The following is a 26,275-nucleotide window of genomic DNA, read 5'->3' on the forward strand; positions in this document are numbered from 1 at the left end:
CACTCATCCCTTTTTTAATTTCTGATAATAGAGCGCAATATACACGATCAGACTGAACAAGGTGATGAGGGGACCAGTAGATACAAGCTGATTCCATAACACGCTGCTAAACATCACGACTTGCTCGCTTGCTTCAAATGCCCCTGCTGGAAGCGCCATGTCTGCTTTAGAGACGTAAAGGGGTTTGAATAACAAAAAGGCAAAGACGGCTGCGTAAATACCGTGAAGTAAACGGGCGAAGAAAAACGGTTTAAAGCGTATATCGGTTGTTGCCAAAATGCCGGCTACCTGAGCTTGAACGGAGAATCCGCTAAATCCTAAAATAAAGCTGACCACAATTGTTTTAGCGAGCAGGGAAACCTCTTGTGACCCTGTGAGCTGACTTCCTAATGTGATTTCAAATAGACCCGCAATCATGGCTAGATCTAATTCTGGCGGAAGGTGCATCGTTTTCAGTATAGAGCCGATCCCGATAGAGAGAAGATCTGTTACATGAACGACAGCGAGCATTTTACTAAAGACAGAAAATAAAATGATAAAGCCGCCAATCATAAAGAGCGTTTGAACAGATGACATGACAGCGTCACTTAATATTTGGCCAAGTGGTCTTTTTTCTGCGAGTCTTGCCATATGAAGAGCGCTGAATGCTTCTCGAATTGGAGGTAATAAAAATCCTTTTCGGCTTCTGAGGTGCGCATCATGACGTGCTTTATATCCGCGCATTGTCACCCCAACCGCGAGATTTCCTAAATAATGTGCACAGGCTAACACAATGCCTAAAGCTGGGTGATGAAAAAATCCTACAGCCACTGCTCCAAAAATGAACAAAGGGTTTGAAGAATTGGTAAACGACACAAGGCGTTCTGCTTCAATTCTTGTCAGCTGTCCTTCCTGCCGAAGTCTTGTCGTCAATTTAGCGCCAGAAGGAAAACCAGAGGCCATTCCCATCGCCAGCACAAATCCGCCGACACCAGGCACCCGAAAGATAGGCCGCATAAATGGCTCTAATAATACGCCGACAAATCTGACAATCCCGAAACTGATTAATAGCTCGGACAAAATAAAAAAAGGTAGCAGCGATGGAAAAACCACTTCCCACCACATTGCAAGTCCATTTTTCGATGCTTGCAAAGAGGCTTGTGGATGTGTAATCACAGTGGCTGTTAAAAAGATAAAAAAAGCAGCGATGAACAGAGTGTTCCATTTTTTCATGGAGATGTCGCCCCTTGCCGTTATAATCTATTGGCGAGCTCGTGATTAAAGAAAAAGAGATGCTAGCCGAGCCTGTCTTCTATTACTATACGATGAGAAGGGGCATGTTTAGACCTATAGATTCGTATATATGCATAGAAAGAGGAGGGTGGATTCATGAAACGACCGATTATCGGGCTTGCGCTGGGCTCCGGGGGTGCCAGAGGGATGGCGCATATCGGGGTTTTATCTAGTCTTGAGAAACAAGGAATTCAGGTGGATATGATCGCAGGAAGCAGTATTGGTGCTCTTGTGGGGAGCTTTTATGCAGCAGGACAAGACGTAGAAAAAATGAAAAAACTTGCACTTGTCTTCAGAAGAAAGTATTATGCTGACTATACACTGCCAAAAATCGGTCTGTTAAAAGGAAATCGAATTTTGCAGCTGATTCACACGTTTACATATGGGAAGAATATTGAAGAAATGCGCATGCCTCTTGCGATTGTCGCCTGTGACCTTCAGACAGGGGAGAAGGTTGTGTTCAAAGAAGGGTCTGTCTCACAAGCAGTCAGGGCAAGCATTAGCATTCCGGGTGTGTTTGTTCCGCATGAAATAGGCGGCAGGCAATTGGTGGATGGAGCGGTAGTGGACCGCATTCCTGTCTCTGTTCTCAAAGAAATGGGGGCAGATCTCATTATCGCCTCTGATGTATCAAGGGTGAAAAAAACAGAAAAGGCAACGAGATTATCGGATGTCATTATGCAAAGTTTGGACATCCTTCAAAATGAATTGGTCCGTCACCAAACCATTCATGCAGATCTCATGATTCGGCCGAAGCTCGAGACCTTTAGCTCTAGTGCGTTTACACAGGTTCAAGAAATGATTGAAGCAGGTGAACTCGCCGCCGACCAACTAAAAGGAAAACTGAAAGATGTCATTGATAAATGGGAGTGTTAATCGAATGAAAAAATTAAATATTCGCTGGCTCAGCTTTTTTGCTGTTGTTCTAGTCTTATTTGGCTTAACTTTTGTGAAACTGCCCTATTACGTCACAAAGCCAGGTGATGCAACAGAAATTGCGCCACACATTCAAGTAGACGGAGGATATGGCGAGAAGGGCAGCTTTTCTCTTATGACCATTAAAGTAGGTCCAGCCAATCCATATACGTATTTGCTTGCAAAAATGAACAAGTATGACGAAATCGTTCCAGAAGAAAATATTAAAGCGGACGGAGAGTCTGATGAGGATTATATGAAACGGCAGCTGCAGCTCATGAAAAGTTCTCAAGAAAATGCGATGATTGCCGCTTATACAAAAGCAGGGAAAAAAGTAGATTATACGTTTAATGGGGTATATGCGAGCTATGTGATGAAAGGAATGCCTGCATATGGGAAGATTGAAGTTGGCGATAAGATCAAAAGCGTCGACGGCCATACATATGAGTCAGCAGATAAAATGGTTTCGTATATCAGCAGTAAAAAAGCAGGCACGACTGTCCGTTTTGTACTTGAACGTAATGGCAAAGAAATCACGCAGAACGTGACGTTAAAACCATTTAAAGAAGAGCCAAAACGAGTGGGAATTGGCGTATCATTATTTACAGACCGTCATGTGAAAGTGTCTCCTTCTGTGAAAGTGGATATTGAAAACATAGGCGGTCCATCGGCTGGTTTAATGATGTCACTTGAAATTTATAATCAGCTGACAAAAGAAGATGAAACACACGGCTATGCGATCGCAGGAACTGGAACGATTGATGCAGATGGTACAGTCGGACCGATTGGCGGAATTGATCAAAAGGTTGTTGCAGCAGACAAAGCAGGGAAAGACATTTTCTTTGCACCGAATGATAAAGGTGACCCAAACTCTGACTACAAAAATGCAGTCAAAACAGCAAAAGATATTAAAAGTGATATGAAAATCGTTCCTGTGGATACCATGCAGGACGCATTAAACTATTTAAACAAATTAAAAGAGAAAGCATCATAAAAAAGAGTAGCCTGCAAATCAGGCTGCTTTTTTCTATCAAGATGAAAAGAGTCCGCTCTCTTCATCATATCGAATCGGTGATGTTTTAAACTCTGCTTTTGTTAATTCTGTTTGCATGGGTTCAGAGATGGGAAGGCTAAACACCCTTGAAGCACGAATATCAAGATCAAGGGCGGGATGTGAAAAGGAAGACAGTTTACTCACAAGTGGTACATCCAACTCTTTTTTTACAAGAGACAAGTACTGTTGTCCTTTCCTTGTCATTCCAAGTAAACGAATATAGGGCGCTTTTTTCTCTTCAAGCAGCTCGTGCATCGTCTTTTTCTTCACGTTCATTAATAGATGCGTATTCATCCGCTGTAACCTTGTCCACGTATATCGTTTTGTTTTGACAAGTGATAGATACTCCTCGTAGGAAGACGCATGTGTCATGGCTTTCTGCATGCGATGTTCAATGCCTTCTTCAATTTCATAGATGCCCTCTAGTTCACTCGTATCCATTGTATGAAAAACATGTTTCAGAAAGCGAAAATAGGCTTCTTGCGTATGTAAAAGACCATATGAAGAATGATAGTCGTGTAATTGCTTTAAAGTAGCGTCCGGGAGGTAGGGCGTGACTGCTTGAAATGAGCTCTGTTCTTTTAATGCTTTTCGGATACTTGTGGCGCTTGCGATTTTTTGGTTGTCAGGCAGTTCTTCATCATGATAATCAGATGCAATTCTTTGAGACGTAAAAGGCTGCATGTGAGGAGCTCTCTCTAAGATGGCTTTAACATAATGAAAGCCTAAAATGTTATTTGGTTTGGACAAATCCAGTAAGTGTTCAGAATGAATGGCCTCTTGAAACGCACCTGCTGCTGCTGCGGGATAACTAAGGCCTTCTTTCACCTTTTCTTTTGTTAAAAGATCAATCTCTGCCTTTTTTTCATGCCAAGCGTGTGCTGTGCGCTCAAATGCGTTGATCTCTCCATCCTCACTGCCGAAAAAAAGAGAATGGCATTTTAATGCATCGAGGATGGACACAGCGCCATTGGCGAAGGTTTCTGCCTTTTGTACGGCATATATGTATGGAAGCTCACACACAATGTCTACGCCGTTTTGCAGTGCCATTTTTGTACGTGCCCATTTTGAGACGATGGCAGGCTCCCCGCGCTGGAGGAAAGAACCGCTCATGACGGCAATGGCAACATCTGAGGAGGTTTGTTTTTTCGCCTGATTCACATGATAGGCATGCCCATAATGAAATGGATTGTACTCGACAACGACTCCCACTGCTTTCAATAGATGTTCCGCCTTTCTTGCTATGGTTAAATGGTCTGTGCTACAGTAGCATAAGGGAAAAATGGAGACCATTTTTTTCAGTGTAGGCATTCCGAGAACTGATGTCAAACAGCCCTTTGACATCATGAAGGACTGTAAAGAAAAAATATTGACAAATAGCATGATGAAAGCTATAATCATGTTTGTTGCTCTTAGAGGTGATACAATTGAAATGGACAGTTTATCAGTTACATCAAAAAGCTAAAAACAGCTTCGATTTTCATGAGACGGTTGACTTAAATGAACTTACTAGCCTTCATTCAGATATACGTCGCATTTCACCAGTAGAGGTGAAAGGGACTGGAGTGATCGAATCAAAGCAAGTCGCATTTGATTTAACCATCACAGGTGAAATGACATTGCCTTGTTCAAGAACGCTTGTTGATGTAAATTATCCATTTGCGATTTCAACAAAAGAACTATTTGTACTTCATAAGACAGACGATATAGAAGATGAAGACGTATCTGTTGTAGAAGACGATATCATCGACTTAACGCCTATAGTCAAGGAAGAAATTCTTCTTGAAGTGCCTATGCAAATCTTTTGCGACCAAGCTGGCGTAAAAGGTGCTGCACCACAGGAAGGGAATGACTGGGCGGTCATTTCGGAAGATGCACATCAAAACCGAATTGATCCTCGTCTGGAAGGCTTGAAGAAGCTCTTAGAAGAAAATAATGAATCTTAACTCTTTAAGGAGGTGGGAATAATGGCTGTACCTTTTAGAAGAACTTCTAAAATGAAAAAAAGATTGCGTCGTACGCATTTCAAACTACAAGTACCTGGTATGGTAGCTTGCCCAGAATGCGGTGAAATGAAAATTTCTCATCGTGTCTGCAAATCTTGCGGAACATACAAAGGCAAAGACGTAAAAAGCAACTAATGCTTGATAAAAAAACGTGAGGGAATCTTCCCTTGCGTTTTTTTATTGATCTATTTTTTAGGTTTCTCTCCTGCAAATAGTCTATCTACTCTAGTAAGCGCATATGATGTGGTATTCAGATTCAGGGGGGATGATGAGTTGACGATTACACGGCAGGACGCATGGACACAAGATGAAGATTTACTTTTAGCAGAAGTTGTCTTAAGGCATATCCGAGATGGGGGTACCCAGCTTTCAGCATTTGAAGAGGTTGGAAAAGCATTGTCAAGAACAGCAGCAGCATGTGGATTCAGGTGGAATTCTTACGTCAGAAAGCAGTACCAGGCAGGCATTGAGCTTGCCAAAAAACAGCGAAAAGAACTGCGTAAAAAAATTGGTATCCATTCTTCGGGTTTACCGCAGCATGCGTTCACCATAGAAGAGAAGGCATCTTCTGATCAGACTGAACTGACGCTTCGAGAAGTAATTCGGTTTCTAGAGCAGCTTGAGAAAGAACCATCTGGTCCAGCTTATTTACGGGAGGAGCTTAAAGATGCACAGCATCAATTAAAATCACTCACCGAAGAAAATGAACAGCTGAAACGTCAATTAAAAATGACAGAAGAAGATTACCGGGCACTTATTGGTATTGTTGAAAGAGTCAAACAGAATATCAGCTTAAAAGATTACGCAAAATAAGAAAACGCCCCTCACAGATGGAAAGAGGGGCGTTTTCTTAATGATTAAAATGATTAAGCGGACTCACCTGTGTTCTTTTGAATATGTGCAGGCTCCCAAATGAGTGGGTTTTCTCCTTTATCGCGTTCCATATCATATTTCACCGCTTCAAAGCCCATTTTATCCCAAAAACCGGCGGATTTGACGCGTGGATTCGTTCGAATTGGAAGGCCAAAAGATTTTGCGAAATCAACAAGTGCTTCGCCGTATCCTTTACGCTGATATCCTGGCAACACTTCTAGCTTCCACAGCTCTAGATAATCATGATTATGGTCAAAATACGTCGTCGTCGAGCCATCTACTTGATAGAGGCTCATACGTGCCACAAGCTTATCTCCAAAGTAAATCCCATAAAATGGAGAGTTGCTGTCATTTTCAATCATATTACTTTCTAGGTCTTCAAGCATGGAAAGTTCTTGTATACCATATTCCTTAAATTGTTTAAATTCCTCTAATGTTTTGTAGTTAATCAGAAGACGTTTTACTTGTGTCATGTGATCTTCCCCCTTACACACATAATGTCGACAGTGATGTTATTGAAGGCGTTTTCATCCCATCCGCCTAAAAAAGTTTTTACACTTATTATTATAGTTTTTTAATTAAAAAAATTCAATCATAGCGCGTTATCTGCTTTTTGCATCGTAGCACGAAACTGGTAAAATAGTTGATAACATGAAGTAAACAGAAAAAGGGAAGTGCGGCAATTGAAAATTGGAATCATTGGCGGTGGTGCGATTGGTCTGCTTTGTGCCAGTTATTTATCAGAACATCATGACATCACCGTCTTTACAAGAAGGAAACAGCAGGCAGAAGAAATTCGAGCATTAGGCATTGAACGAATGGTAAGAGGGGAAACCATTGAATCAGCTGTTGGGGCCGATACGGGGGTCAAAGGAATATTTGATTTGCTGATTGTGACAGTGAAGTATCATCATCTGCAAGATGTTCTAGGGGAATTATCGGGACTGCCTCGTCATCGGATCTTATTTTTGCAGAACGGAATGGCCCACCTCGTCGATTTAAAGAACTGGAAAACGGCGCATCAGTTATATATTGGTGTAGTAGAGCATGGTGCAATGAAGGTGTCTGATCGCGCAGTAAACCATACAGGAATTGGTGTCATCAAGTGGGGAGCATTTCTGCATGAGGAAAAAGAACCTATGGGTAGTGAACTGTCAACGTGCGATTTTCAAATGGTTTATACAGATGAATGGAAGAAAGTACTGGAGGAAAAGCTGCTCGTCAATGTGTGTATTAATCCGTTGACGGCTTTATTACATGTGAATAATGGGGAATTGGTATCGAACCCGTCATATGAACATATGATGACATGTGCATTTGAAGAAGCGGTTTCCATTCTAGGGTTGCTTGAGAAAGATCGTCTATGGGCTCATGTGAAATCAATTTGCCATCAAACGGCTGCCAATCAATCGTCAATGCTACAAGATATCGTCAAAGGCCGCCAAACTGAAAGAAAAGCAATCATTGGCTACCTTTTAAAAAAAGCTCAAGGTCAAGGGATGACGCCGCCATTCCTCACTTTCTTGAATAGAAGCTTGGAAGTATTGGAAAAAAAGCAAACAAAATCTTTTGAGTGAGCTCATTTACATGCTATACTTTTTTCGGGAAACTAACTATTTATTGAAGAAAGGAAGTTCTAAACATGCAATTGACTGAACTTTCCATCCGAAGTCAGAATTTATTCATACGTGATTATATAGAAGAAAAAAAAGAGATGACTGCTTTTTTTGATTATGATATACATTCTGAGCACACATGGAAAAAGAGATACGACGATCTCATGGAAAGGAGCTTCCCGCGCGAGGCTTTAGCGGATTATATGAGCGCATATCATGCAAAATTTGATTCGGCTGCGATGCGTGAGAATATTGAGAAGATCCGTGATGAACGGAGCGTCATGGTGGTTGGAGGACAGCAGGCAGGCCTCTTAACAGGTCCGCTTTATACCATACATAAAATCATTTCCATTATTCAGTTTGCCAAAGAAAAAGAATCAGAGCTTGGCGTTCCTGTTATTCCGGTCTTTTGGGTAGCGGGTGAAGATCACGACGTAGACGAAATTAACTTTGTGTACACGTCTGGCGAAAAAGGCCCAGTCAAACAAAAGCTTCCATTACATCATGTGAAAAAAACAGCTGCGAAAAGAACACCTCTCCACCAAGAGAAAACAGAGAGATGGCTTCGTGATGTATTTTCAACCTATGAGGAATCTCCTTACACGAATGACTTGTTTGATCAGCTTCTTCGATGTTTACGCAAATCAGAAACGTTTACTGATTTCTTTGAGTGGATTGTTTGCGATCTATTTGAAGAAGATGGACTGCTGTTATTGAATTCAGGAGACTTCGGCGTGAAGCCACTTGAACGTACATTATTCAAGCAAATTGTGGAGTCGAGTGATGCGATCGTGGCTCACTTAAATAACACGCAGGCTGCCATGGAACAAGCGGGGTATCAGCCGATTATTGAAGCTGGTGACCATCAAGCCAACTTGTTTTACGAATATGATGATGAGCGTTTCCTCATTGAACAAGAGAATGGCCAATTTTCTATATCTGAAGTGGGGCTTACTTGGACAAAAGATGAGCTTTTGCAGGAAGTCGAGGAGCACCCAGAGCGGTTTAGCAATAATGTGGTGACACGTCCATTGATGCAGGAAACCCTTCTTCCAACGCTTGCTTTTATGGCTGGACACGGTGAAGTGAATTATTGGGGTGAGCTGAAAGGCATCTTCGAGTACTTCGATGTCAAAATGGCACCCGTTCTTCCAAGATTGCACGTCACCATTCTTGAAAGGCATATTGATAAGAAGCTGCCGATAAGAGAATTGTCGGTTGAAGAAGTGCTGACAAAAGGCGTGAAAGAAAAGAAGGATGCGCACTTTCAGCACAGTCTTCCAGACAGCTTCGTTCAATCGGTTCAACATGCCAAACGTGAATTAGCGAATGTTCACGAGGCCATGAGACAAGAAGCGCTAGAGATCGAACCAAGCTTTGAACAGCTATTAGATAAAAATGCCAAATTTATAGAAGACCAGCTTCAATTTGTTTATCAAAAGGTTGCAAAGCGTGTGGAAGAGAAGGAAGGATACATCCTTCGAGATTTTGAACGGATTGAAAATAGTTTAAAACCACTCGAAGCACCACAAGAAAGAATTTGGAATATCATGTACTTTTTAAACAAATATGGTCCAGAATTCTTCAAAACGTTCAAAAATCTGCCATTTTCATTTCAAAACAAGCAACAAATTGTCAAACTTTGAAATAAAGTTTTAATGAACCCTGACTAGTTCAGGGTTTTTTTTTATGTAGAAACAGTGTAAAATAAGTTTTGTGGAGAGAAGTGGTGGATAGTGGAGAGTATAGGTGAGAAAGTGGGGCTCTGATGATCATGTTCATGGGTGAATACCAACATACGATTGATACAAAAGGGCGCATGATCATCCCTGCTAAATTTAGAGACGGTCTCGGAGAACAGTTTGTGCTGACGAGAGGGCTTGATCAATGTTTATTTGGCTACCCTATGAGTGAGTGGAAACTAATTGAAGAGAAACTCAAAGCACTGCCGCTAACGAAAAAAGATGCACGTGCGTTTACCCGGTTCTTCTTCTCCGGCGCAGTTGAATGTGATCTGGACAAGCAGGGGCGCATTAACATCGCATCCAACCTACTCCAATATGCAAAACTCGAAAAAGAATGTGTGGTCATCGGCGTTTCAAATCGAATTGAGTTGTGGAGTAAGTCGATCTGGGAACAATATACAGAAGAGCAAGAAGATTCTTTTGCTGAAATTGCTGAAAACATGATTGGATTTGATATATAATAATCCCTTGTGCAGCAAGCTTTCTACACATTCATTTCTATTTGAAAAAGGTGGGACCATATCATCATGTTTCAACATGAGACAGTATTATTAAAAGAAACAGTTGACGGTTTAAACGTCAAAGAAGACGGTACATATGTGGACTGCACGCTAGGCGGCGCAGGTCATAGCTCATATTTACTATCTCAATTATCAGAAAAAGGTACATTAATTGGGTTTGACCAAGACGATGCTGCACTGGATCATGCACGAGAGAAGCTCGCACATGTTAAAGCGAACATTCTTTTCATAAAAAGCAACTTCCGATATTTAAAAGAACGTCTGAATGAACAAGGAATTACAAGCGTAGACGGTGTGATTTTTGATCTTGGGGTTTCATCACCTCAGCTTGACACACCAGAGAGAGGCTTTAGTTATCACCATGATGCACCTCTTGACATGCGAATGGATCAAACCGCTGCTTTGTCGGCAAAACAAGTGGTGAATGAATGGCCATTTGAAGATCTAGTTCGGATTTTCTACAAATATGGGGAAGAAAAGTTCAGCAAGCAAATCGCACGCAAAATTGAAGAAGCCAGAAAAAAAGCGCCAATTGAAACAACAGGAGAGCTTGTCGACATTATTAAAGAAGGAATTCCCGCACCTGCAAGACGAAAAGGCGGACATCCAGCGAAAAGAGTATTTCAAGCGATCCGAATTGCCGTAAATGATGAATTGAAAGTATTTGAAGAAGCACTAGAACAAGCAATAGAGTTACTCAATCCGAAGGGGAGAATTTCTGTCATTACATTCCATTCACTTGAAGATCGGATTTGTAAAAGTACATTTAAAGAAATGTCTTCTCTTCCAGAACTTCCGCACGGACTGCCAGTGATTCCAGAAGGACTTGAACCAAAACTGAAGCTGATCACGAGAAAACCAATCGTTGCATCAGAACAAGAGCTGGAATATAACAACCGTGCCCGTTCAGCGAAGCTCCGAATTGCAGAAAAAAAGTAAACGACACCATAGATGATGATAAAAAGGAGGTTTCTTATGAGTAATTTGGCTTACCAAAGAGAAGTAAAGCAACATCAAACCGAGCAACAAGGTCAATCGGTTGTGATTAGAAGAAGAGGTTCTATTACACTTGGTGAAAAAATCTTACTTGTCATGTTTGTCATGGCTCTCATGTGCAGCTCGATCCTCATCATTTCGAAAGCCTTTGCTGTTTATCACGCAAATATCGAAGTGCAGAAGCTAGAACAGCAAGTGTCTTTAGAATCGAAAAAGATCACTGAACTGCAAAAGCAAAAAGATTTACTAAGTGAACCAGAGAGAATCATTGAAGCCGCTAAAAAAGCAGGCTTAAGCATGTCGAAAGATGTTAAGAAGGTCGATTAACATGGCGATGCCTAAAAAGAATAAAATGATGAACAGAGGCGCGGCAATTGCGAGTATTTGCTTCGCCCTGTTTTTCTTTATCATCCTTGCACGTTTTATTTATATTCAGATTACGGGAACCGTCGATGGACAAGTGTTAGCTGCAAAAGCCAATGAACAATATCAATCGAAAAAAACACTTGAAGCCAAAAGAGGGTCCATTTTAGACAGAAACGGAAATGTGATTGCGGAAGATACATCTGTGTATAAACTGATTGCGATCATGAGCAAGAAAATGACGGTCGATCCAAAGCATCCGATGCATGTCGTTGACAAAGAAAAGACAGCAAAAGAGCTGTCAAAAGTCATTGATATGAGTGAGAGTGAAATTTTAAAGCGTCTGAATACAAAGGATGCGTTCCAAGTCGAGTTTGGTAAAGCCGGAAAGGATATTAGTTTTTCAACTAAGGAAAAAATTGAAAAGCTAAAACTTCCTGGGATCGCCTTTGAAAAAGATACAAAGAGGTATTATCCAAACGGCATGTTTGCTTCGAACTTAATCGGTTATGCTAGATTAGATGAAGCCACCAAGGACATGTCAGGCGCAATGGGTCTAGAAAAGGCTCTGAATAAATATTTAAAAGAAAAAGATGGCTATGTAACGTATAACAGCGACAGAAGCGGATGGGCACTTCCGAATAGTAAAGAAGACATCGTTGCCCCGAAAGACGGGAAAAACGTCACACTGACCATCGACCAAAAAATTCAAGCATTTCTTGAAGAAAGTATGACGCAGGTCGCTAAAAAATATAAGCCGAAGAAAATCATTGCGACAGTCGTTGATCCGAAAACTGGAAGAGTTCTTGCAATGGGACAGCGGCCAAGCTTTAATTTAAATGAACTCGACATTACGAATTATAACAACGATGTCATTTCTTACGCATTTGAACCAGGTTCAACGATGAAAATTTTTACACTTGCTGCTGCTATCCAAGAAGGAGTGTACCAAGGCAGTGACAAGTATCAGTCTGGTACTTATAAAGTAGGCGGCGGTCTTGTAAGAGACCATAACAACGGAAATGGCTGGGGAAAAATTGATTTTCATGAAGGTGTTCTACGTTCTTCAAACGTAGCTTTTGCGAAATTGGCAAAAGAAAAATTAGGTTTCACACGCTACGAACAATACTTGCAAAAATTCCATTTCTATGACAAAACAGGCATAGACTTGCCGAACGAAGCGTCTAGTAAAATCAATTTCAGATACGAATATGACAAAGCATCGACTGCTTATGGTCAGGCGTCCGCGATTACCCCAATTCAGCAAATTGAAGCGGCGACAGCCATTGCAAACGGTGGAACGATGATGAAGCCATATGTAATCGATCATATTACTGACCCGAACACAAACAAAACAATTTTACAGCACGAACCAACAGTAGCAGGAAAACCAATTTCTTCTGATACAGCGAAGCAAGTCCGTGACATTTTAGGTGAGGTCGTTTCCTCAAAAATTGGCACAGGACAGCCATACCAAATCAAAGGTTTTGATGTCGCTGGGAAAACGGGTACAGGACAAATTGGCGGTGCTGGCGGCTACCTTCAAGGGAGAAACGATTACGTCTTTTCATTTATGGGAATGGCACCAAAAGATGATCCGAAGCTGCTCGTTTATGTGGCTGTCCAACAGCCTCAGCTATCTGAAACACAAACAGGCTCAGCCCCTGTTTCAGAAATCTTTAACCCTGTGATGAAAAATAGTTTGCTCTATTTAAATATCGCACCAACAAAAACAGACGATAAAAAATCTGGCAAACAGAAAATAAAACAAGAAACAATGCCGTCATTCCTAGATTTAGAAGTGAAACAGGCAGAAACAGAAGCAAAAAACAAAAAGTTATTACCTGTTGTCATTGGTGACGGTCTATCCATTAAACGCCAATGGCCAAGTGCGGGCTCTGAATTCTCTGAAAGCCAGAAAGTCTTTTTGAAAACAGCAGGGAAAACCATTAAAATGCCTGATATGACAGGCTGGTCCAGAAGGGAAGTTCTTCAATATGCGTCTATTTCAGGTGTGCATATTGAAACAAATGGACAGGGATATGCTGTCAAACAAAGCGTGAAAAGTGGAGCGGAGATTTCAGATAAAGTCGTCACAGTGACCTTCAAAAGTCCAAATTAACTTGAAAACCTAGCAAATCATTTGCTAGGTTTTCAGATTGTAGAGAAACTCATGTTTTTCTACAATCTTTTTTATTTTCATCGTAATGATGATGGATGAGATTGAATGAAAAAGGCCTCCCACACACCTAACCTAGCTTCGCTAGATGTGTGGCAATCTTCTTCATGTTCTGACAGGCAGCTGTGAGAAGAACTTGCTCACTCACATTTTGTTTTCCCCTCAACCGGCAGTAGCGAAGCCCATGCAGTTGTTTTGAATCTGCAAAGCTTCGCTCTATTTTTTCTTTTCTTTTTTTATATAGCTCTTTTCCAGCGGCAGACAGACGATTTTGCCTGATCTTTTCTTTATGTTCCTCCCACACATGTCTTGAGATGACTTTTTGATGATTTTTAGATCTTGTGCAGTTTTCAAGGAAAGGACACGATGTGCATTTTTTAGGATCTGATTTGTAGAACCTATAACCTTTTCGATCAGTCGTGGTATATAAAAGCTTTTCACCATTCGGGCATATGTATTGATCGTGTTCAGAGTCATACTTGAATTTCCACTTCTCGAATAGTCCTCTTGTTGGATGAAAACGTCTATGTGCGATGACACCAAAAATACGGCGATCAGATAAACCTTTACAGATTGGGGTCGTCAAATAACCAGAATCAAGGGCAACAGCTTCTACTTGAAAACCAAATCGTGCGATTTGGTGATCCAACCGATCAAGATACGGAACAGAATCATGGACATTACCGGGCGTGATGTGGGCATCCGTGATGATATTGTACTTCATATCCGTTGTACGGTGGTCTAGGTAGAAAAAGCCTTCCGGTTTGTTTTCACGATAAAGATAGCCACTTTCAGGATCAGTCGTACTTTGACGAATGTCTTTTTCCGTTTTCACCTCCTCTTTTACCTTTAAGGGCTTTTTTCCGTGTGCCACCCGATCTTCTTGGATCGCTTCTTCTAAATCATTTATATAGTTCTGGGTATCTTGTTCAATCGTTTTTCTCATATATTTATGTTTATTGGCATTGGCTTTAAGATAAGTTGAATCAGTAAAAAGAACGCGGCCTCCTACCATATCATGATTGATAGCTTGAAGCACAATCTCGTCGAAAATGTCTTGAAAAATCGTTGTATCTTTGAATCGAGTACGACGATTCCAGCTAATGGTCGAGTGATGAGGAACGGGGTCATTGATGTTCAAACCTAAAAACCATCTATACGCCATGTTATAGTAAATTTCTTTTTCAAGTTGTCTTTCAGAACGGATACCGTACAGGTATCCGATAAACATCATTTTGAACAAAATAAGTGGATCAAGAGAAGGACGACCTTTATTCTCGCTATAATACGGTCTTACTTTATCTACGATAAATGAAAAATCAATGTACTGATCAATTTTACGAAGCAGGTGATCCTCTTCGACCAGTTGATCTAGTAATACAAATTCGGCTTCGTGCTGAGAAGAATTTCTAGTGTGGAACATGAGAAAAACACCTTCCTTTAGTATGCTTTTCTCTATTATAAAATGGGGTAGTGGAAAATTTAAGGGAAAAAATAAAGCTGTCGAGATTTTCTCGACAGCCTGAAAACCTAGCAAATCATTTGCTAGGTTTTTTTCTTTTGCTTGAGCGATGGACGAGATCGTTCTATAAAAAGACGAGCCTGCATATGATGAAAACAAGCCATATGTAAGGAGTGAACCGGGCGTGCGAGTGTCAAGTGTAACAGTGAGAAAACGATTGCTTTTCGTGCTGCTGTTTGGGGTGATCATTTTTTTCATCATAGATACTAGATTAGGATATGTGCAGTTTATTATGGGCGAGAAGCTGACAAGTTTAGCGAAAGATTCATGGAGCCGTAACCTCCCATTTGAACCAGAACGAGGAGATATTTTGGACCGAAATGGGGTGGAGCTTGCGACGAACAAAAGTGCTCCCTCTATTTTAGTCGTGCCGCGGCAGGTGAAAGACCCAGCAGAAACAAGCAAAAAATTAGCTGCAGTACTGAATATGTCTGAGGAGAAAGCGTACAAGCATGTCACCAAGAAAACGTCTATAGAACGAATTTCCCCAGAGGGGAGAAAAGTATCTCATGAAAAAGCAAAAGAAGTCAGAGAACTTGATTTAGATGGAGTCTATGTAGCAGAGGACAGCATCAGACATTACCCGTTTGGAAGTTTCTTATCTCATGTATTAGGTTTTGCTGGAATTGATAATCAAGGCTTACTTGGGCTAGAAGCGTACTATGATGATGACCTAAAAGGTGAAAAAGGCTCTGTGAAATTTTATTCTGATGCAAAAGGGCAGAAAATGCCAGATGAAGCAGATGATTATACACCGCCTAAAGATGGGCTTGATATGAAATTAACAGTTGATTCAAAAGTGCAAACCATCATCGAACGAGAACTAGACAATGCTCAGGCAAAATATAACCCAGATGGCATGATTGCCATTGCCATGAATCCGAAAAATGGTGAGGTGCTGGGAATGTCGAGCAGACCTGACTTTGATCCGGCTGACTATCAATCAGTTGATCCAAAAGTATTTAACCGAAACTTACCGGTGTGGAGCACATATGAGCCAGGATCGACGTTTAAAATCATTACACTGGCAGCTGCTCTGGAAGAAAATAAAGTAAATTTAAAACGTGATCAATTTTTTGACAGCGGATCTGTGACAGTGGATGGCGCAAGGCTCAGATGCTGGAAAAAGGGAGGACATGGATCACAGTCGTTTCTAGAAGTGGTACAAAACTCTTGTAACCCAGGATTCGTCGAGCTAGGCGACCGTCTTGGAAAAGATAAATTATTTTCTTATATTAAAAATTTCGGCTTTGGTCAAAAGACAGGCATCGACCTTCAAGGAGAAGGTAGAGGAATTTTGTTCCCGCTTGATCGTGTTGGTCCTGTAGAACAGGCAACAACAGCCTTTGGTCAAGGTGTATCTGTTACGCCGATTCAACAAGTAGCTGCAGTGGCAGCCGCAGTAAATGGAGGAACGCTTTACACGCCGTATATTGCAAAAGAATGGATCGATCCAATTACAAAAGAGGTGGTGAAAAAGCAATCACCAATTGCCAAGAAGAAAGTCATTTCAGCGGAGACATCTAAAGAAATCAGGTATGCCCTTGAAAGTGTAGTCGCTCAAGGAACTGGCCGGAATGCATTCGTTGAAGGATATCGGGTGGGCGGAAAAACAGGAACAGCACAGAAAGTAAAAGACGGAAAGTACATGGAAAATAACCACATTGTGTCATTTATCGGGTTTGCACCTGCGGATGATCCAAGCATTGTTGTATATGTAGCAGTAGATAACCCAAAAGGCACGATTCAATTTGGTGGGACAGTAGCAGCACCTATTGTGGGCCATATTATGCGAGACAGTCTGCCTGAAATGGGCGTGAAAAAAAGAAAAGGACAAATTGAAAAGAAGTACCAATGGCTGGACACAAAAACCATTGAGGTACCGAATCTTGTAGGAGGATCTGTTTCTGACCTTGAATCACTCCTGATTAATTTAAAGATTGATGCTTCAGGAACTGGCAGTAAAGTGGTGAAGCAATCGCCTGCTGCCGGCACAAAGGTCAAAGAAGGTTCCACGATCCGATTATACTTAAATGATGAATAATAAAGAATGAACAGAGGGTAGCCGCACTCATTCGGCTGCCTCTTTTTGTTGAAAGTGAAGGGTCGCTTTAAAAAAAGAGCATAAAGTGTGTTTTTTCCAAGAGAAACTTAAGGAATACGCTGGATGTATCCTTTTTTTTACGATAAAATATAGACTGTGTGTTTTTTTCACAAGACATGCACGTGAACGAATTTGAGAGGTTTGATATGAAATGAAATTACAAGAACTCCTTACATACTTTAAAAGTGAAAACAATGAACTGATAAACGAAAATCCGGAGATTACTTCCATTGAAATGGATTCAAGAGAAGTGAAAAAAGGGAGTCTTTTTGTCTGTATAAAAGGCTATACAGTAGATGGACATGATTACGCTGAAAAAGCAGTGAAAAGCGGGGCTGCAGCGATTGTAGCAGAACACCCACTTCACCTAACAGATGTACCAGTCATTATTGTAAAACACTCTCAAAGAGCACTTGCAAGAATGGCAGATGCTTTTTACGAACAGCCAACTCATAAACTCAATCTAATTGGTATTACAGGAACGAACGGGAAAACGTCCACAACACACATGATTGAGCAAATCATGAGAAAAGCCGATAAAAAAACAGGTTTAATCGGTACGATGTATATGAAGGTAAACGATGAAATTCTCGAAGTGAAAAACACAACACCTGAGAGTGTCACCCTTCAGAAGACCTTTAAGCAGATGCTTGATCAAGACGTAGATACGGCCATTATGGAAGTGTCATCACATGCTTTGCATCTTGGGCGTGTTCATGGATGTGATTATGATATTGCCGTCTTTACAAATCTTACCCAAGATCATCTGGACTACCACAACACAATGGAAGAATATAAACATGCAAAAAGCTTGCTCTTTTCCCAGCTCGGAAGTGCCTTTCAGCACGATAAGCCGAAGCATGCCATTTTAAATGCAGATGATGAAGCGTCTAATTATTTTGAAAAAGTCACAGCTGCTGAAATTATGACGTATGGCTTAGAGCAAGAATCAGATGTAATGGCAAAGAACATTCAAATCAAACCAAAGGGAACACAATTTGATTTGATTACCCCAATCGGCACAAAAAACGTGACGGTTGCCCTTATTGGGAAATTCAATGTGTATAACATTCTAGCAGCTGTATCAGTAGGAATTGTATCAGGCTTAACGTTTGAAACGATCGTTAGTGCCATTGAAGAACTTGAGGGAGTCAAAGGAAGATTCGAACTTGTGAATTTTGATCAAGACTTCCCAGTCATCGTTGATTATGCGCACACACCTGACAGTTTAGAAAATGTACTGACTACGTGTAGAGAATTAACAGAAGGTAGAATTTTCTGTGTAGTTGGCTGCGGGGGCGACCGTGATAAAACCAAGCGCCCTCAGATGGCCCAAATCGCTGTGAAATATGCAGATGAGCCTGTTTTCACATCAGATAATCCAAGAAGTGAAGATCCATCAGCCATTTTGAAAGACATGGAAAACGGCGTGCCAAACGCCTATTATCACAGCTTTGTGAACCGGAAACAGGCCATCTTTTTTGCCATTTCTAATGCAAAAAAGGGCGATACAGTCTTAATAGCTGGAAAAGGCCATGAGACGTACCAAATCATTGGTGATCAAGTCTATGACTTTGATGATGCCAAGGTGGCAGCGGACGCTATTTTAGATCTAAACAAATCTTAAAAATGATGAAAAGAGTGTAATGAAATGAAGCATTTTGTACAAAAACAACATACGAAAGACACGAATGAATATCATAATAATGAATGCTATTTTCTAATGGAAAACGGCTTTGGAAATTCGGAAGGAGTAAAGAACAATGCTTGAACAGGTGATATTGTTTACAATCATAATGGGATTTTTAATCAGTGTTCTTTTATCCCCGATTTTTATTCCGTTTTTAAGAAGACTTAAATTTGGTCAAAGTATTAGAGAAGAAGGACCTCAGTCTCACCAAAAGAAATCTGGTACCCCAACAATGGGTGGAATTATGATTATCTTTTCTATTACAATTACAACGATCGTGATGATTAACAAATTCTCTGAGATTAGTCCAGAAATGTTTTTATTGTTATTTGTCACCCTTGGCTACGGATTATTAGGATTTTTAGATGATTATATTAAAGTAGCGATGAAGCGAAATCTTGGCTTAACATCGAAACAAAAACTGATCGGGCAAATTGTGATTGCTGTGATTTTCTATGCAGTCTTCCATTATTATGAGTTTGCAACGACTATTCGCATTCCAGGAACAGATGTCAGCTTTGACTTAGGATGGGCATACTTTATCCTCGTCGTTTTCATGCTTGTCGGTGGTTCTAATGCGGTAAACCTTACGGATGGACTTGATGGTTTATTATCTGGAACAGCTGCTATTGCATTCGGAGCTTTTGCTATATTGGCTTGGAATCAATCTCAGTATGATGTGGCGATCTTTTCGGTAGCAGTAGCAGGCGCTGTCCTTGGGTTCCTTGTCTTTAATGCGCATCCTGCAAAAGTATTTATGGGTGATACGGGATCGCTTGCTTTAGGCGGTGCCATAGTGGCCATTGCCATTTTAACGAAACTTGAGATTTTACTCGTCATTATTGGAGGAGTATTTGTTGTTGAAACGTTATCCGTTATCCTTCAAGTCATCTCCTTCAAAACAACTGGAAAAAGAATCTTTAAGATGAGCCCGCTTCACCATCACTATGAGTTAGTTGGCTGGTCTGAGTGGAGAGTAGTTGTCACCTTCTGGACAGCTGGTTTATTGCTTGCTGTTTTAGGAATTTACATCGAGGTGTGGTTATAATTGAATAGGATGCAAATGTTAAAAGACGAACATGTACTAGTACTAGGCCTTGCAAAAAGCGGATATGCGGCAGCCTCAATTCTTCACGAGCACGGAATAAACGTGACGGTCAATGACCAAAAAGCTTTTGAAGAAAACGAGCCTGCTCAGTTACTTTCTGAAAAGGGGATTGATGTCATTTGTGGCAGTCATCCTCTTCGTATGTTCGACGATAAAGAAATTACGATTTTAATTAAGAACCCTGGAATTCCTTATGAGAATGTGATGGTTCAAGAGGCGCTTCGCCGAAAAATTCCAGTTTGGACTGAAATAGAATTGGCGTATCATTTGACCTCATCTCCTTTTATTGGGATTACCGGATCAAATGGAAAAACGACCACGACCACTTTGATTTATGAAATGTTGAAAAAAGACAGTCAAAAAACATTGGTAGCAGGTAATATCGGAACGGTCGCAAGTGAAGTTGCCGCGCGTGCAGCGGGCGATGAATGGATCGTAACTGAGCTCTCTTCATTTCAGTTAATGGGAACCGTTGAATTCAGACCTAAAATCAGCTTAATATTAAATATTTTTGACGCACATTTAGACTATCATCACACGCGTGAAGAATACGAAAAAGCAAAACAGAAAGTGTATGCACATCAACAAGAAGATGACATAGCTGTGGTTAACCTAGATGATCCATCTGTTGTCAAACTAGCAGAAGAGTCGAAAGCGCAAAAAGTGTTTTTCTCAGTTAAAGAGCCGGTAGCACATGGAGCGTTTATTAAAGATGGTGCCATCTACTATATGAATGAACATGTCATTGACCTCAAGGATGTTGTTCTTCCTGGTGAGCATAACCAAGAAAATATTCTAGCAGCTATTTGTGTTGTAAAAAATGCAGGTTGCTCAAACGAAGCGATTGCGCAAGTTCTTACTACATTTAGTGGAGTGAAGCATCGTTTGCAATTTGTGGAGACGATTCAAAATAGAAAATTTTATAATGACAGTAAAGCGACCAATATACTGGCAACAAGTAAAGCTTTGTCTGCCTTCAAGCAGCCGACCATTTTACTAGCAGGTGGACTGGATCGTGGCAATGAATTTGATGAATTAAAACCTTTTATGAAGAATGTAAAAGGAATAATTACATTTGGTGAGACTGCGCCTAAGTTTGTGAAGCTTGGTGAAGAGCTGGGAATACATCACGTAAAACATGTCGATAATGTTGAACAAGCAGTACCTGCGGCGTTTAGCATATCTGAAGAAGAAGACGTGATTTTATTGTCTCCAGCTTGTGCAAGTTGGGATCAGCATAAAACATTTGAAGAACGAGGAGACATGTTTGTAAACGCCGTGCATATGCTTAAATAAGGGCTTGTCTCTCATATGACTGACAGCCCAAATGAAATTATGCTTGGGGTGTCGGTCTCTTGACGAATAAGAAAACTTCTCCGGATTTTTTGCTTGTTGTCATTACGTTACTTTTATTGACGATTGGTTTAATTATGGTGTACAGCGCAAGTGCTGTGTGGGCATCCTATAAATTTGATGATTCGTTTTATTTTGCAAAAAGACAGCTTTTGTTTGCCGGAATCGGAGTTATCGCAATGTTTTTCATTATGCGGGTCGATTATTGGACGTGGCGGACTTGGTCAAAGATACTGATTGCAGTGTGTTTTCTCCTACTCGTGCTTGTCTTGATTCCTGGTATCGGTATGGAGAGAAATGGTTCAAGAAGCTGGATTGGTGTCGGTGCGTTTAGTATTCAGCCCTCTGAATTTATGAAGCTTGCGATGATTGCGTTTCTTGCAAAATTCTTATCTGAAAAGCAAAAGAATATCACATCCTTTCGTAAAGGTTTCGCCCCAGCACTAGGCATTGTGTTTTCTGCATTTGCCATCATTATGCTGCAGCCGGACCTAGGTACAGGAACGGTTATGGTTGGAACCTGTATTATTATGATATTTGTTTCAGGTGCGAGAATCGCTCACTTTATCTTTCTCGGTCTTTTAGGGCTTAGCGGATTTGCCGCACTTGTCTTATCAGCACCCTATCGAATAAAACGAATTACATCTTATTTAAATCCTTGGGAGGATCCACTTGGCAGCGGGTTTCAAATTATTCAATCCTTATACGCTGTCGGTCCAGGCGGTCTGTTTGGAATGGGGCTAGGTCAGAGTAGACAAAAATTCTTCTATTTGCCTGAGCCTCAAACAGACTTTATCTTTGCTATTTTGTCTGAAGAACTTGGATTTATAGGTGGATCACTCATTTTGCTGCTCTTTAGTGTTCTATTGTGGAGAGGCATTAGAATAGCCCTCGGTGCACCAGATTTATATGGAAGTTTCTTGGCAGTGGGCATCATCTCAATGGTTGCCATTCAAGTAATGATTAATATCGCAGTTGTCACTGGTCTCATCCCTGTGACGGGCATCACACTCCCATTCATAAGTTATGGCGGTTCATCACTGACATTAATGCTGATGGCAATTGGCGTACTTTTGAATGTAAGCAGGTATGCTAGATATTAATGTGCTGATAGTTCATGAAACCATATAGACTTTTATTTTGCAAAAGTATGAAAAAATGATTTGAAGAGTGAAAATGGCAGTTTCTGTTTCGAAAACATGATGATTGACTCTTCTTTACAGGTTTTGACGGAGCCCTGTTGTTTAAAACAGGGTTTATACTTTGTTCAGAGCAGAAAAAAATTGAGGGGAAATGGTATAATGCGTATAGTTATTAGTGGAGGCGGAACAGGCGGGCATATTTATCCTGCTCTAGCTTTTATTAAAGAAGTGAAAAGACTGCATCCTGATGTGGAATTTTTATATATTGGCACTGAGAATGGGCTTGAAAAGAAAATTGTAGAAAGAGAAAATATCCCTTTTAAATCAATTGAAATTTCAGGTTTTAAAAGAAAGCTTTCCTTTGATAATGTAAAAACAGTGATGAGGTTTCTAAAGGGCGTCCAAAAAAGTAAATCTTATTTAAAAGAATTTAAGCCGGATGCTGTTATTGGAACAGGTGGTTATGTGTGTGGTCCTGTTGTTTATGCTGCGTCTAAGCTAAAAATCCCGACGATCATTCACGAACAAAATAGCCTGCCAGGCATCACAAATAAGTTTCTGGCACGGTATGTGAATAAAGTAGCCATCTGTTTTGAAGAAGCAAAGGAACACTTTCCTTCAGAAAAGGTTGTTTTTACGGGAAACCCAAGAGCCTCTGAAGTCGTCTCTATTAAAGAGGGAAAATCTCTTAAAGAGTTCGGGCTGGATGAGAAGAAAAAAACGGTTCTCATTTTTGGCGGGAGCAGAGGTGCAGCCCCAATCAATCGAGCAGTGATTGACATGCAAGATGAATTAAAGGCAAAGAACTATCAGCTTTTATATATTACAGGTGAGGTTCATTATGAAAAAGTGCTGAACGAATTAAAAGAAAAAGGTGAAGCACCGAATATGATCACAAAGCCTTTCTTGCATCAAATGCCGGAGTATTTAAAATCAATTGATGTCATTGTTGCAAGAGCTGGAGCCACAACGATTGCTGAAGTGACGGCACTTGGAATTCCGACCATCTTCATTCCAAGTCCATACGTGACCGCAAATCATCAAGAAATTAACGCAAGATCACTTGAAAAACATGATGCTGCGATCGTTTTAAGAGAATCAGAGCTTTCTGGAGATCGCTTGCTTCATGCAATTGATGAAATTGCTGGTAATGACGAGAAACTACATCAAATGAGCCGTTTAACAAAAGAACTCGGAGTACCAGATGCGGCCACACGTTTATATAATGTGTTAAAAGAAATTACAACTTCATGATGAATGATATGAGGTAAGGCGGAGGGTAATATGGAGAACTTGAAGAATGAATTATTAGAAGCGCAAGTTGGTAAAGTACTTGAAAATGAACCGCTTGCAAATCATACGACAATGAAAATAGGCGGACCGGCCGATCTATTAGTCATCCCTAAAGATATCGATGCTGTCAAAACAATTATGGATCAGGTAAAAAAACATGATACTCAATGGACGGTCATTGGCAGAGGATCTAATTTACTTGTCCTTGATAAAGGAATTCGCGGGGTCGTTTTAAAGCTGGGCGCTGGGCTTGATCACTTAACTGTCAATGATGAAGAGATTACAGTTGGTGGAGGCTATTCAGTTGTAAGACTCGCGACGTCTCTTAGTAAGCAGGGGCTGTCAGGATTGGAATTCGCAGCTGGTATTCCAGGATCTATTGGTGGCGCTGTTTATATGAACGCAGGGGCGCATGGATCTGACATTAGCAAGATTCTTGTGAAAGCGAGAGTCTTATTTGAAGATGGAAAGATTGAGTGGTTAACTAATGAGCAAATGAACTTTAGCTATCGAACTTCTGTGCTTCAAAAGGAACGCCCTGGAATTGTTCTCGAAGCAGTGTTCAAGCTTAAACAGGACGAACGTGAGAAAATCACAAAGAAAATGCAGCAAAATAAAGATTATCGCAAGGAAACACAACCGTATAATAAACCATGCGCCGGCAGTATTTTCCGAAATCCATTACCTGAATATGCAGGACAGCTTGTAGAAAAGGCGAATTTAAAAGGATATCAGATTGGCGGCGCTAGAATTTCTGATATGCACGGAAACTTTATTGTCAATGCTGGTGGGGCGAAGGCTCAAGATGTGCTCGACTTAATTCAGTACATTCAAAAGAAAATCAAAGATGACTACAATGTAGAGATGCATACAGAAGTAGAAATTATTGGTGAAGCAAATTAAAGGCTACTACTTATGAATGATGGTATCACAGGAAAACAAACGGCATTTTTTCATGCCGTTTGTTTTCTAATCAATATGAGATAAAGAATGATCCAAAGGTGCGGACAAGCAGCTTTGAATGAGGTGAAGAGTATATATGCGGCCTGATCATGAAAATGAAAAGATCGTCAATATAGAAGAGCGAATCCCTAAAATTAAAGAACAAAGGAAGCAGAAAGCGAATCGGAGATTAATCTCTTTTATTTTGCTGTTTTTTATCATGGTTTTAATTATTGTCTATTTGCAAACACCAATCAGTAAAATTTCTTCTTTAACCATTACCGGTAATGAACATGTACCAACAAAACAGCTCGTTAAACTTTCGCAAATTAAAGAAGGCGAGACAGAGTTTTGGAATTTAAATAAAGATATGACAGCAGACCATATAAAGCAAAATAAATTGATTAAAAGTGTCAGTATCAAAAAACATTTCCCTAATAAGGTCAGTATTGCTGTCAAAGAGTATGCAAATATTGCGTATCTGCAAAAGGGACATTTTTATTATGAGCTTCTTGAAAACGGGACGGCTTTGCCAGATGAAGTAACACCAAGTCACGCAGGACCTATTTTTGTCGATTGGGACAATAAAGAGAAATTGAAGCAAACAGTGAGAGCTCTGAATCAACTGCCGGCTTCTATTCAGGAACTAATCTCAGAAGTATATTACGTACCGACTAGCTCCAATCAGTGGCTCGTTAAATTTTATATGAATGATGGAAACACCGTTATTGCATCAATTAAAACATTCGCAGATAAAATGACGACGTACCCTGCCATTGTCAAAGAGCTTTCGTCCTCTGAGAAAGGTACGATTCATATGGAAGTAGCTACGTATTTTGAAGCTTTTAAATCTAAGAAAAAGGAAGATGAACGTTGAGAGGCAAAACCGTCATATTCTCAATTGTAATGCTTGTTCTTGGATTTCTGATTTCTTTTTCATACCAATATACGAAGCAGCATCGAGCAGATGTCAATCGAACAGAACAATGGAAAAAAGAATATTCTTTGAAAAGTCAGCTAACAAAGCAAGAAAAGGCGAATCAAAAACTTGAAAAAGAACTTTATCGTCTTCAATCAAAAGTCCAAGAAACAGAGTTTGGTTTGAAAAATGAAAAAGAGCAGTATTTTAATGTTTTGGAAGATGTTGAGAAATACAGAATGTTTACAGGAGAAATAGGTGTAAAAGGGAAAGGGGTAAAAGTATCTCTTGAAGATGCATCTTATATCCCGAGTGGACAAAATGTCAATAATTACATTGTGCATGAGAGCCACATTTTCCATGTGATAAACGAACTATTTATATCAGGGGCATCTGCTGTAGCTATAAACGGACAAAGAATCACACACCAATCATACATACATTGTAACGGTCCAGTCGTCACGGTTGATGGTGTTCAACATCCAGCACCATTTGTCATTTCTGCTATTGGAGATCCAGCTGTTTTAATTCCTGCATTAAACATTGCAGGCGGGGTGGTTGATCAGCTGACAAGTGATCATATTTCCATGACGATTGAAAAGAAGGATATTCGTATGAATCCTCTTCTAAGAAACAAAGATTAAATGTGAAAAGGTGAGTGG

The 26,275-nt window shown here is 40.4% G+C and carries 24 protein-coding genes; 20 read left to right on the forward strand and 4 right to left on the reverse strand.

The window, feature by feature from the left end:
- Positions 1-3: 3 nt before the first annotated feature.
- Complete coding sequence (gene ylbJ / locus M2353_RS07450; RefSeq protein ID WP_284725202.1) at positions 4-1,212, reverse strand: sporulation integral membrane protein YlbJ; 1,209 nt, start codon at positions 1,210-1,212, stop codon at positions 4-6.
- A 156-nt stretch (positions 1,213-1,368) separates the two neighbouring features.
- On the opposite strand from ylbJ, the gene M2353_RS07455 reads away from it, so the two are divergent.
- Positions 1,369-2,148, forward strand: a complete 780-nt coding sequence (locus M2353_RS07455; protein ID WP_025207288.1) for a patatin-like phospholipase family protein — start codon at positions 1,369-1,371, stop codon at positions 2,146-2,148.
- Positions 2,149-2,152: 4 nt separating this feature from the next.
- Positions 2,153-3,181 (forward strand): SepM family pheromone-processing serine protease, encoded by a 1,029-nt coding sequence (locus M2353_RS07460; protein ID WP_017359372.1) that lies wholly within the window; start codon positions 2,153-2,155, stop codon positions 3,179-3,181.
- A gap of 36 nt (positions 3,182-3,217) precedes the next feature.
- Here the strand turns inward: M2353_RS07460 and M2353_RS07465 are convergent, their stop codons facing one another.
- The gene (locus M2353_RS07465; RefSeq protein ID WP_349773984.1) at positions 3,218-4,462 is read right to left on the reverse strand and encodes a nucleotidyltransferase; all 1,245 of its coding nucleotides are present in this window, start codon (positions 4,460-4,462) and stop codon (positions 3,218-3,220) included.
- Positions 4,463-4,668: 206 nt separating this feature from the next.
- Between M2353_RS07465 and M2353_RS07470 the strand changes: the two genes are divergently transcribed.
- From M2353_RS07470 to gerR, 3 genes are all read left to right on the forward strand, one after another.
- Positions 4,669-5,187, forward strand: coding sequence for a YceD family protein (locus tag M2353_RS07470; protein ID WP_061419002.1), 519 nt, complete (start codon positions 4,669-4,671; stop codon positions 5,185-5,187).
- A gap of 21 nt (positions 5,188-5,208) precedes the next feature.
- Positions 5,209-5,382, forward strand: a complete 174-nt coding sequence (rpmF, locus tag M2353_RS07475) for a 50S ribosomal protein L32 (protein ID WP_008354700.1) — start codon at positions 5,209-5,211, stop codon at positions 5,380-5,382.
- Between the two features lie 138 nt (positions 5,383-5,520).
- Positions 5,521-6,060 carry a sporulation-specific transcriptional regulator GerR gene (gene gerR / locus M2353_RS07480; RefSeq protein WP_017359370.1) on the forward strand — a complete coding sequence of 180 codons (540 nt, stop codon included), beginning with the start codon at positions 5,521-5,523 and terminating at the stop codon, positions 6,058-6,060.
- Positions 6,061-6,113: 53 nt separating this feature from the next.
- On the opposite strand, the gene M2353_RS07485 is transcribed toward gerR, so the two are convergent.
- Positions 6,114-6,593 (reverse strand): N-acetyltransferase, encoded by a 480-nt coding sequence (locus M2353_RS07485; protein ID WP_007499784.1) that lies wholly within the window; start codon positions 6,591-6,593, stop codon positions 6,114-6,116.
- A 210-nt stretch (positions 6,594-6,803) separates the two neighbouring features.
- Between M2353_RS07485 and M2353_RS07490 the strand changes: the two genes are divergently transcribed.
- The 6 genes from M2353_RS07490 to M2353_RS07515 all read left to right on the forward strand — a co-directional run bounded on the left by M2353_RS07490 (position 6,804) and on the right by M2353_RS07515 (position 13,483).
- Positions 6,804-7,697 (forward strand): 2-dehydropantoate 2-reductase, encoded by an 894-nt coding sequence (locus tag M2353_RS07490; protein WP_024720302.1) that lies wholly within the window; start codon positions 6,804-6,806, stop codon positions 7,695-7,697.
- 65 nt (positions 7,698-7,762) lie between these two features.
- On the forward strand, positions 7,763-9,382 hold the full coding sequence (gene bshC / locus M2353_RS07495) for a bacillithiol biosynthesis cysteine-adding enzyme BshC (protein ID WP_178896662.1): 1,620 nt from the start codon (positions 7,763-7,765) through the stop codon (positions 9,380-9,382).
- Between the two features lie 128 nt (positions 9,383-9,510).
- Positions 9,511-9,942: a division/cell wall cluster transcriptional repressor MraZ gene (mraZ, locus tag M2353_RS07500; RefSeq protein ID WP_003211163.1), complete on the forward strand. Its 432-nt coding sequence runs from the start codon at positions 9,511-9,513 to the stop codon at positions 9,940-9,942.
- Between the two features lie 66 nt (positions 9,943-10,008).
- Positions 10,009-10,941 carry a 16S rRNA (cytosine(1402)-N(4))-methyltransferase RsmH gene (rsmH, locus tag M2353_RS07505; protein WP_007499781.1) on the forward strand — a complete coding sequence of 311 codons (933 nt, stop codon included), beginning with the start codon at positions 10,009-10,011 and terminating at the stop codon, positions 10,939-10,941.
- A 36-nt stretch (positions 10,942-10,977) separates the two neighbouring features.
- Positions 10,978-11,325: a cell division protein FtsL gene (gene ftsL, locus M2353_RS07510; protein WP_025207292.1), complete on the forward strand. Its 348-nt coding sequence runs from the start codon at positions 10,978-10,980 to the stop codon at positions 11,323-11,325.
- 7 nt (positions 11,326-11,332) lie between these two features.
- Positions 11,333-13,483, forward strand: a complete 2,151-nt coding sequence (locus tag M2353_RS07515; protein WP_284725993.1) for a penicillin-binding protein — start codon at positions 11,333-11,335, stop codon at positions 13,481-13,483.
- Positions 13,484-13,610: 127 nt separating this feature from the next.
- Here the strand turns inward: M2353_RS07515 and M2353_RS07520 are convergent, their stop codons facing one another.
- Positions 13,611-14,963 carry an IS1182 family transposase gene (locus M2353_RS07520; protein ID WP_284725121.1) on the reverse strand — a complete coding sequence of 451 codons (1,353 nt, stop codon included), beginning with the start codon at positions 14,961-14,963 and terminating at the stop codon, positions 13,611-13,613.
- Positions 14,964-15,186: 223 nt separating this feature from the next.
- Here M2353_RS07520 and M2353_RS07525 point away from each other — a divergent pair, with 223 nt between their 5' ends.
- From M2353_RS07525 to M2353_RS07565, 9 genes are all read left to right on the forward strand, one after another.
- Positions 15,187-17,106, forward strand: a complete 1,920-nt coding sequence (locus M2353_RS07525) for a stage V sporulation protein D (RefSeq protein WP_060781051.1) — start codon at positions 15,187-15,189, stop codon at positions 17,104-17,106.
- A 211-nt stretch (positions 17,107-17,317) separates the two neighbouring features.
- Positions 17,318-18,793 (forward strand): UDP-N-acetylmuramoyl-L-alanyl-D-glutamate--2,6-diaminopimelate ligase, encoded by a 1,476-nt coding sequence (locus M2353_RS07530; RefSeq protein WP_284725203.1) that lies wholly within the window; start codon positions 17,318-17,320, stop codon positions 18,791-18,793.
- Between the two features lie 136 nt (positions 18,794-18,929).
- Positions 18,930-19,904: a phospho-N-acetylmuramoyl-pentapeptide-transferase gene (gene mraY, locus M2353_RS07535; protein ID WP_007499771.1), complete on the forward strand. Its 975-nt coding sequence runs from the start codon at positions 18,930-18,932 to the stop codon at positions 19,902-19,904.
- 9 nt (positions 19,905-19,913) lie between these two features.
- A complete protein-coding gene (murD, locus tag M2353_RS07540) occupies positions 19,914-21,260 on the forward strand; it encodes a UDP-N-acetylmuramoyl-L-alanine--D-glutamate ligase (protein WP_411908501.1) in 1,347 nt (448 codons plus the stop codon).
- Between the two features lie 59 nt (positions 21,261-21,319).
- Complete coding sequence (spoVE, locus tag M2353_RS07545) at positions 21,320-22,420, forward strand: stage V sporulation protein E (protein WP_039166797.1); 1,101 nt, start codon at positions 21,320-21,322, stop codon at positions 22,418-22,420.
- Positions 22,421-22,618: 198 nt separating this feature from the next.
- Positions 22,619-23,713, forward strand: coding sequence for an undecaprenyldiphospho-muramoylpentapeptide beta-N-acetylglucosaminyltransferase (murG, locus tag M2353_RS07550; RefSeq protein WP_024720309.1), 1,095 nt, complete (start codon positions 22,619-22,621; stop codon positions 23,711-23,713).
- 30 nt (positions 23,714-23,743) lie between these two features.
- Complete coding sequence (gene murB, locus M2353_RS07555; protein ID WP_193804271.1) at positions 23,744-24,655, forward strand: UDP-N-acetylmuramate dehydrogenase; 912 nt, start codon at positions 23,744-23,746, stop codon at positions 24,653-24,655.
- A 136-nt stretch (positions 24,656-24,791) separates the two neighbouring features.
- Complete coding sequence (locus M2353_RS07560; RefSeq protein WP_017359362.1) at positions 24,792-25,571, forward strand: cell division protein FtsQ/DivIB; 780 nt, start codon at positions 24,792-24,794, stop codon at positions 25,569-25,571.
- Positions 25,568-26,257, forward strand: coding sequence for a DUF881 domain-containing protein (locus tag M2353_RS07565; protein WP_007499760.1), 690 nt, complete (start codon positions 25,568-25,570; stop codon positions 26,255-26,257). The genes M2353_RS07560 and M2353_RS07565 overlap by 4 nt, the downstream gene beginning before the upstream one ends.
- Positions 26,258-26,275: the final 18 nt, after the last annotated feature.

The organism is Bacillus aerius, from assembly GCF_029894105.1.
Taxonomy (GTDB): domain Bacteria; phylum Bacillota; class Bacilli; order Bacillales; family Bacillaceae; genus Bacillus; species Bacillus altitudinis.

Excerpts from the sequence above, each read along its gene's own strand:
- bshC (WP_178896662.1), top strand. The coding sequence starts at position 7,763 with ATGCAATTGACTGAACTTTCCATCCGAAGTCAGAATTTATTCATACGT.
- mraZ (WP_003211163.1), top strand. The coding sequence starts at position 9,511 with ATGTTCATGGGTGAATACCAACATACGATTGATACAAAAGGGCGCATG.
- ylbJ (WP_284725202.1), bottom strand. The coding sequence starts at position 1,212 with ATGAAAAAATGGAACACTCTGTTCATCGCTGCTTTTTTTATCTTTTTA.
- M2353_RS07485 (WP_007499784.1), bottom strand. The coding sequence starts at position 6,593 with ATGACACAAGTAAAACGTCTTCTGATTAACTACAAAACATTAGAGGAA.
- M2353_RS07530 (WP_284725203.1), top strand. The coding sequence starts at position 17,318 with ATGAAATTACAAGAACTCCTTACATACTTTAAAAGTGAAAACAATGAA.
- M2353_RS07560 (WP_017359362.1), top strand. The coding sequence starts at position 24,792 with ATGCGGCCTGATCATGAAAATGAAAAGATCGTCAATATAGAAGAGCGA.
- M2353_RS07520 (WP_284725121.1), bottom strand. The coding sequence starts at position 14,963 with ATGTTCCACACTAGAAATTCTTCTCAGCACGAAGCCGAATTTGTATTA.
- M2353_RS07515 (WP_284725993.1), top strand. The coding sequence starts at position 11,333 with ATGCCTAAAAAGAATAAAATGATGAACAGAGGCGCGGCAATTGCGAGT.
- murB (WP_193804271.1), top strand. The coding sequence starts at position 23,744 with ATGGAGAACTTGAAGAATGAATTATTAGAAGCGCAAGTTGGTAAAGTA.
- ftsL (WP_025207292.1), top strand. The coding sequence starts at position 10,978 with ATGAGTAATTTGGCTTACCAAAGAGAAGTAAAGCAACATCAAACCGAG.
- rpmF (WP_008354700.1), top strand. The coding sequence starts at position 5,209 with ATGGCTGTACCTTTTAGAAGAACTTCTAAAATGAAAAAAAGATTGCGT.
- murD (WP_411908501.1), top strand. The coding sequence starts at position 19,914 with ATGCAAATGTTAAAAGACGAACATGTACTAGTACTAGGCCTTGCAAAA.
- M2353_RS07460 (WP_017359372.1), top strand. The coding sequence starts at position 2,153 with ATGAAAAAATTAAATATTCGCTGGCTCAGCTTTTTTGCTGTTGTTCTA.
- murG (WP_024720309.1), top strand. The coding sequence starts at position 22,619 with ATGCGTATAGTTATTAGTGGAGGCGGAACAGGCGGGCATATTTATCCT.
- rsmH (WP_007499781.1), top strand. The coding sequence starts at position 10,009 with ATGTTTCAACATGAGACAGTATTATTAAAAGAAACAGTTGACGGTTTA.
- M2353_RS07455 (WP_025207288.1), top strand. The coding sequence starts at position 1,369 with ATGAAACGACCGATTATCGGGCTTGCGCTGGGCTCCGGGGGTGCCAGA.
- mraY (WP_007499771.1), top strand. The coding sequence starts at position 18,930 with ATGCTTGAACAGGTGATATTGTTTACAATCATAATGGGATTTTTAATC.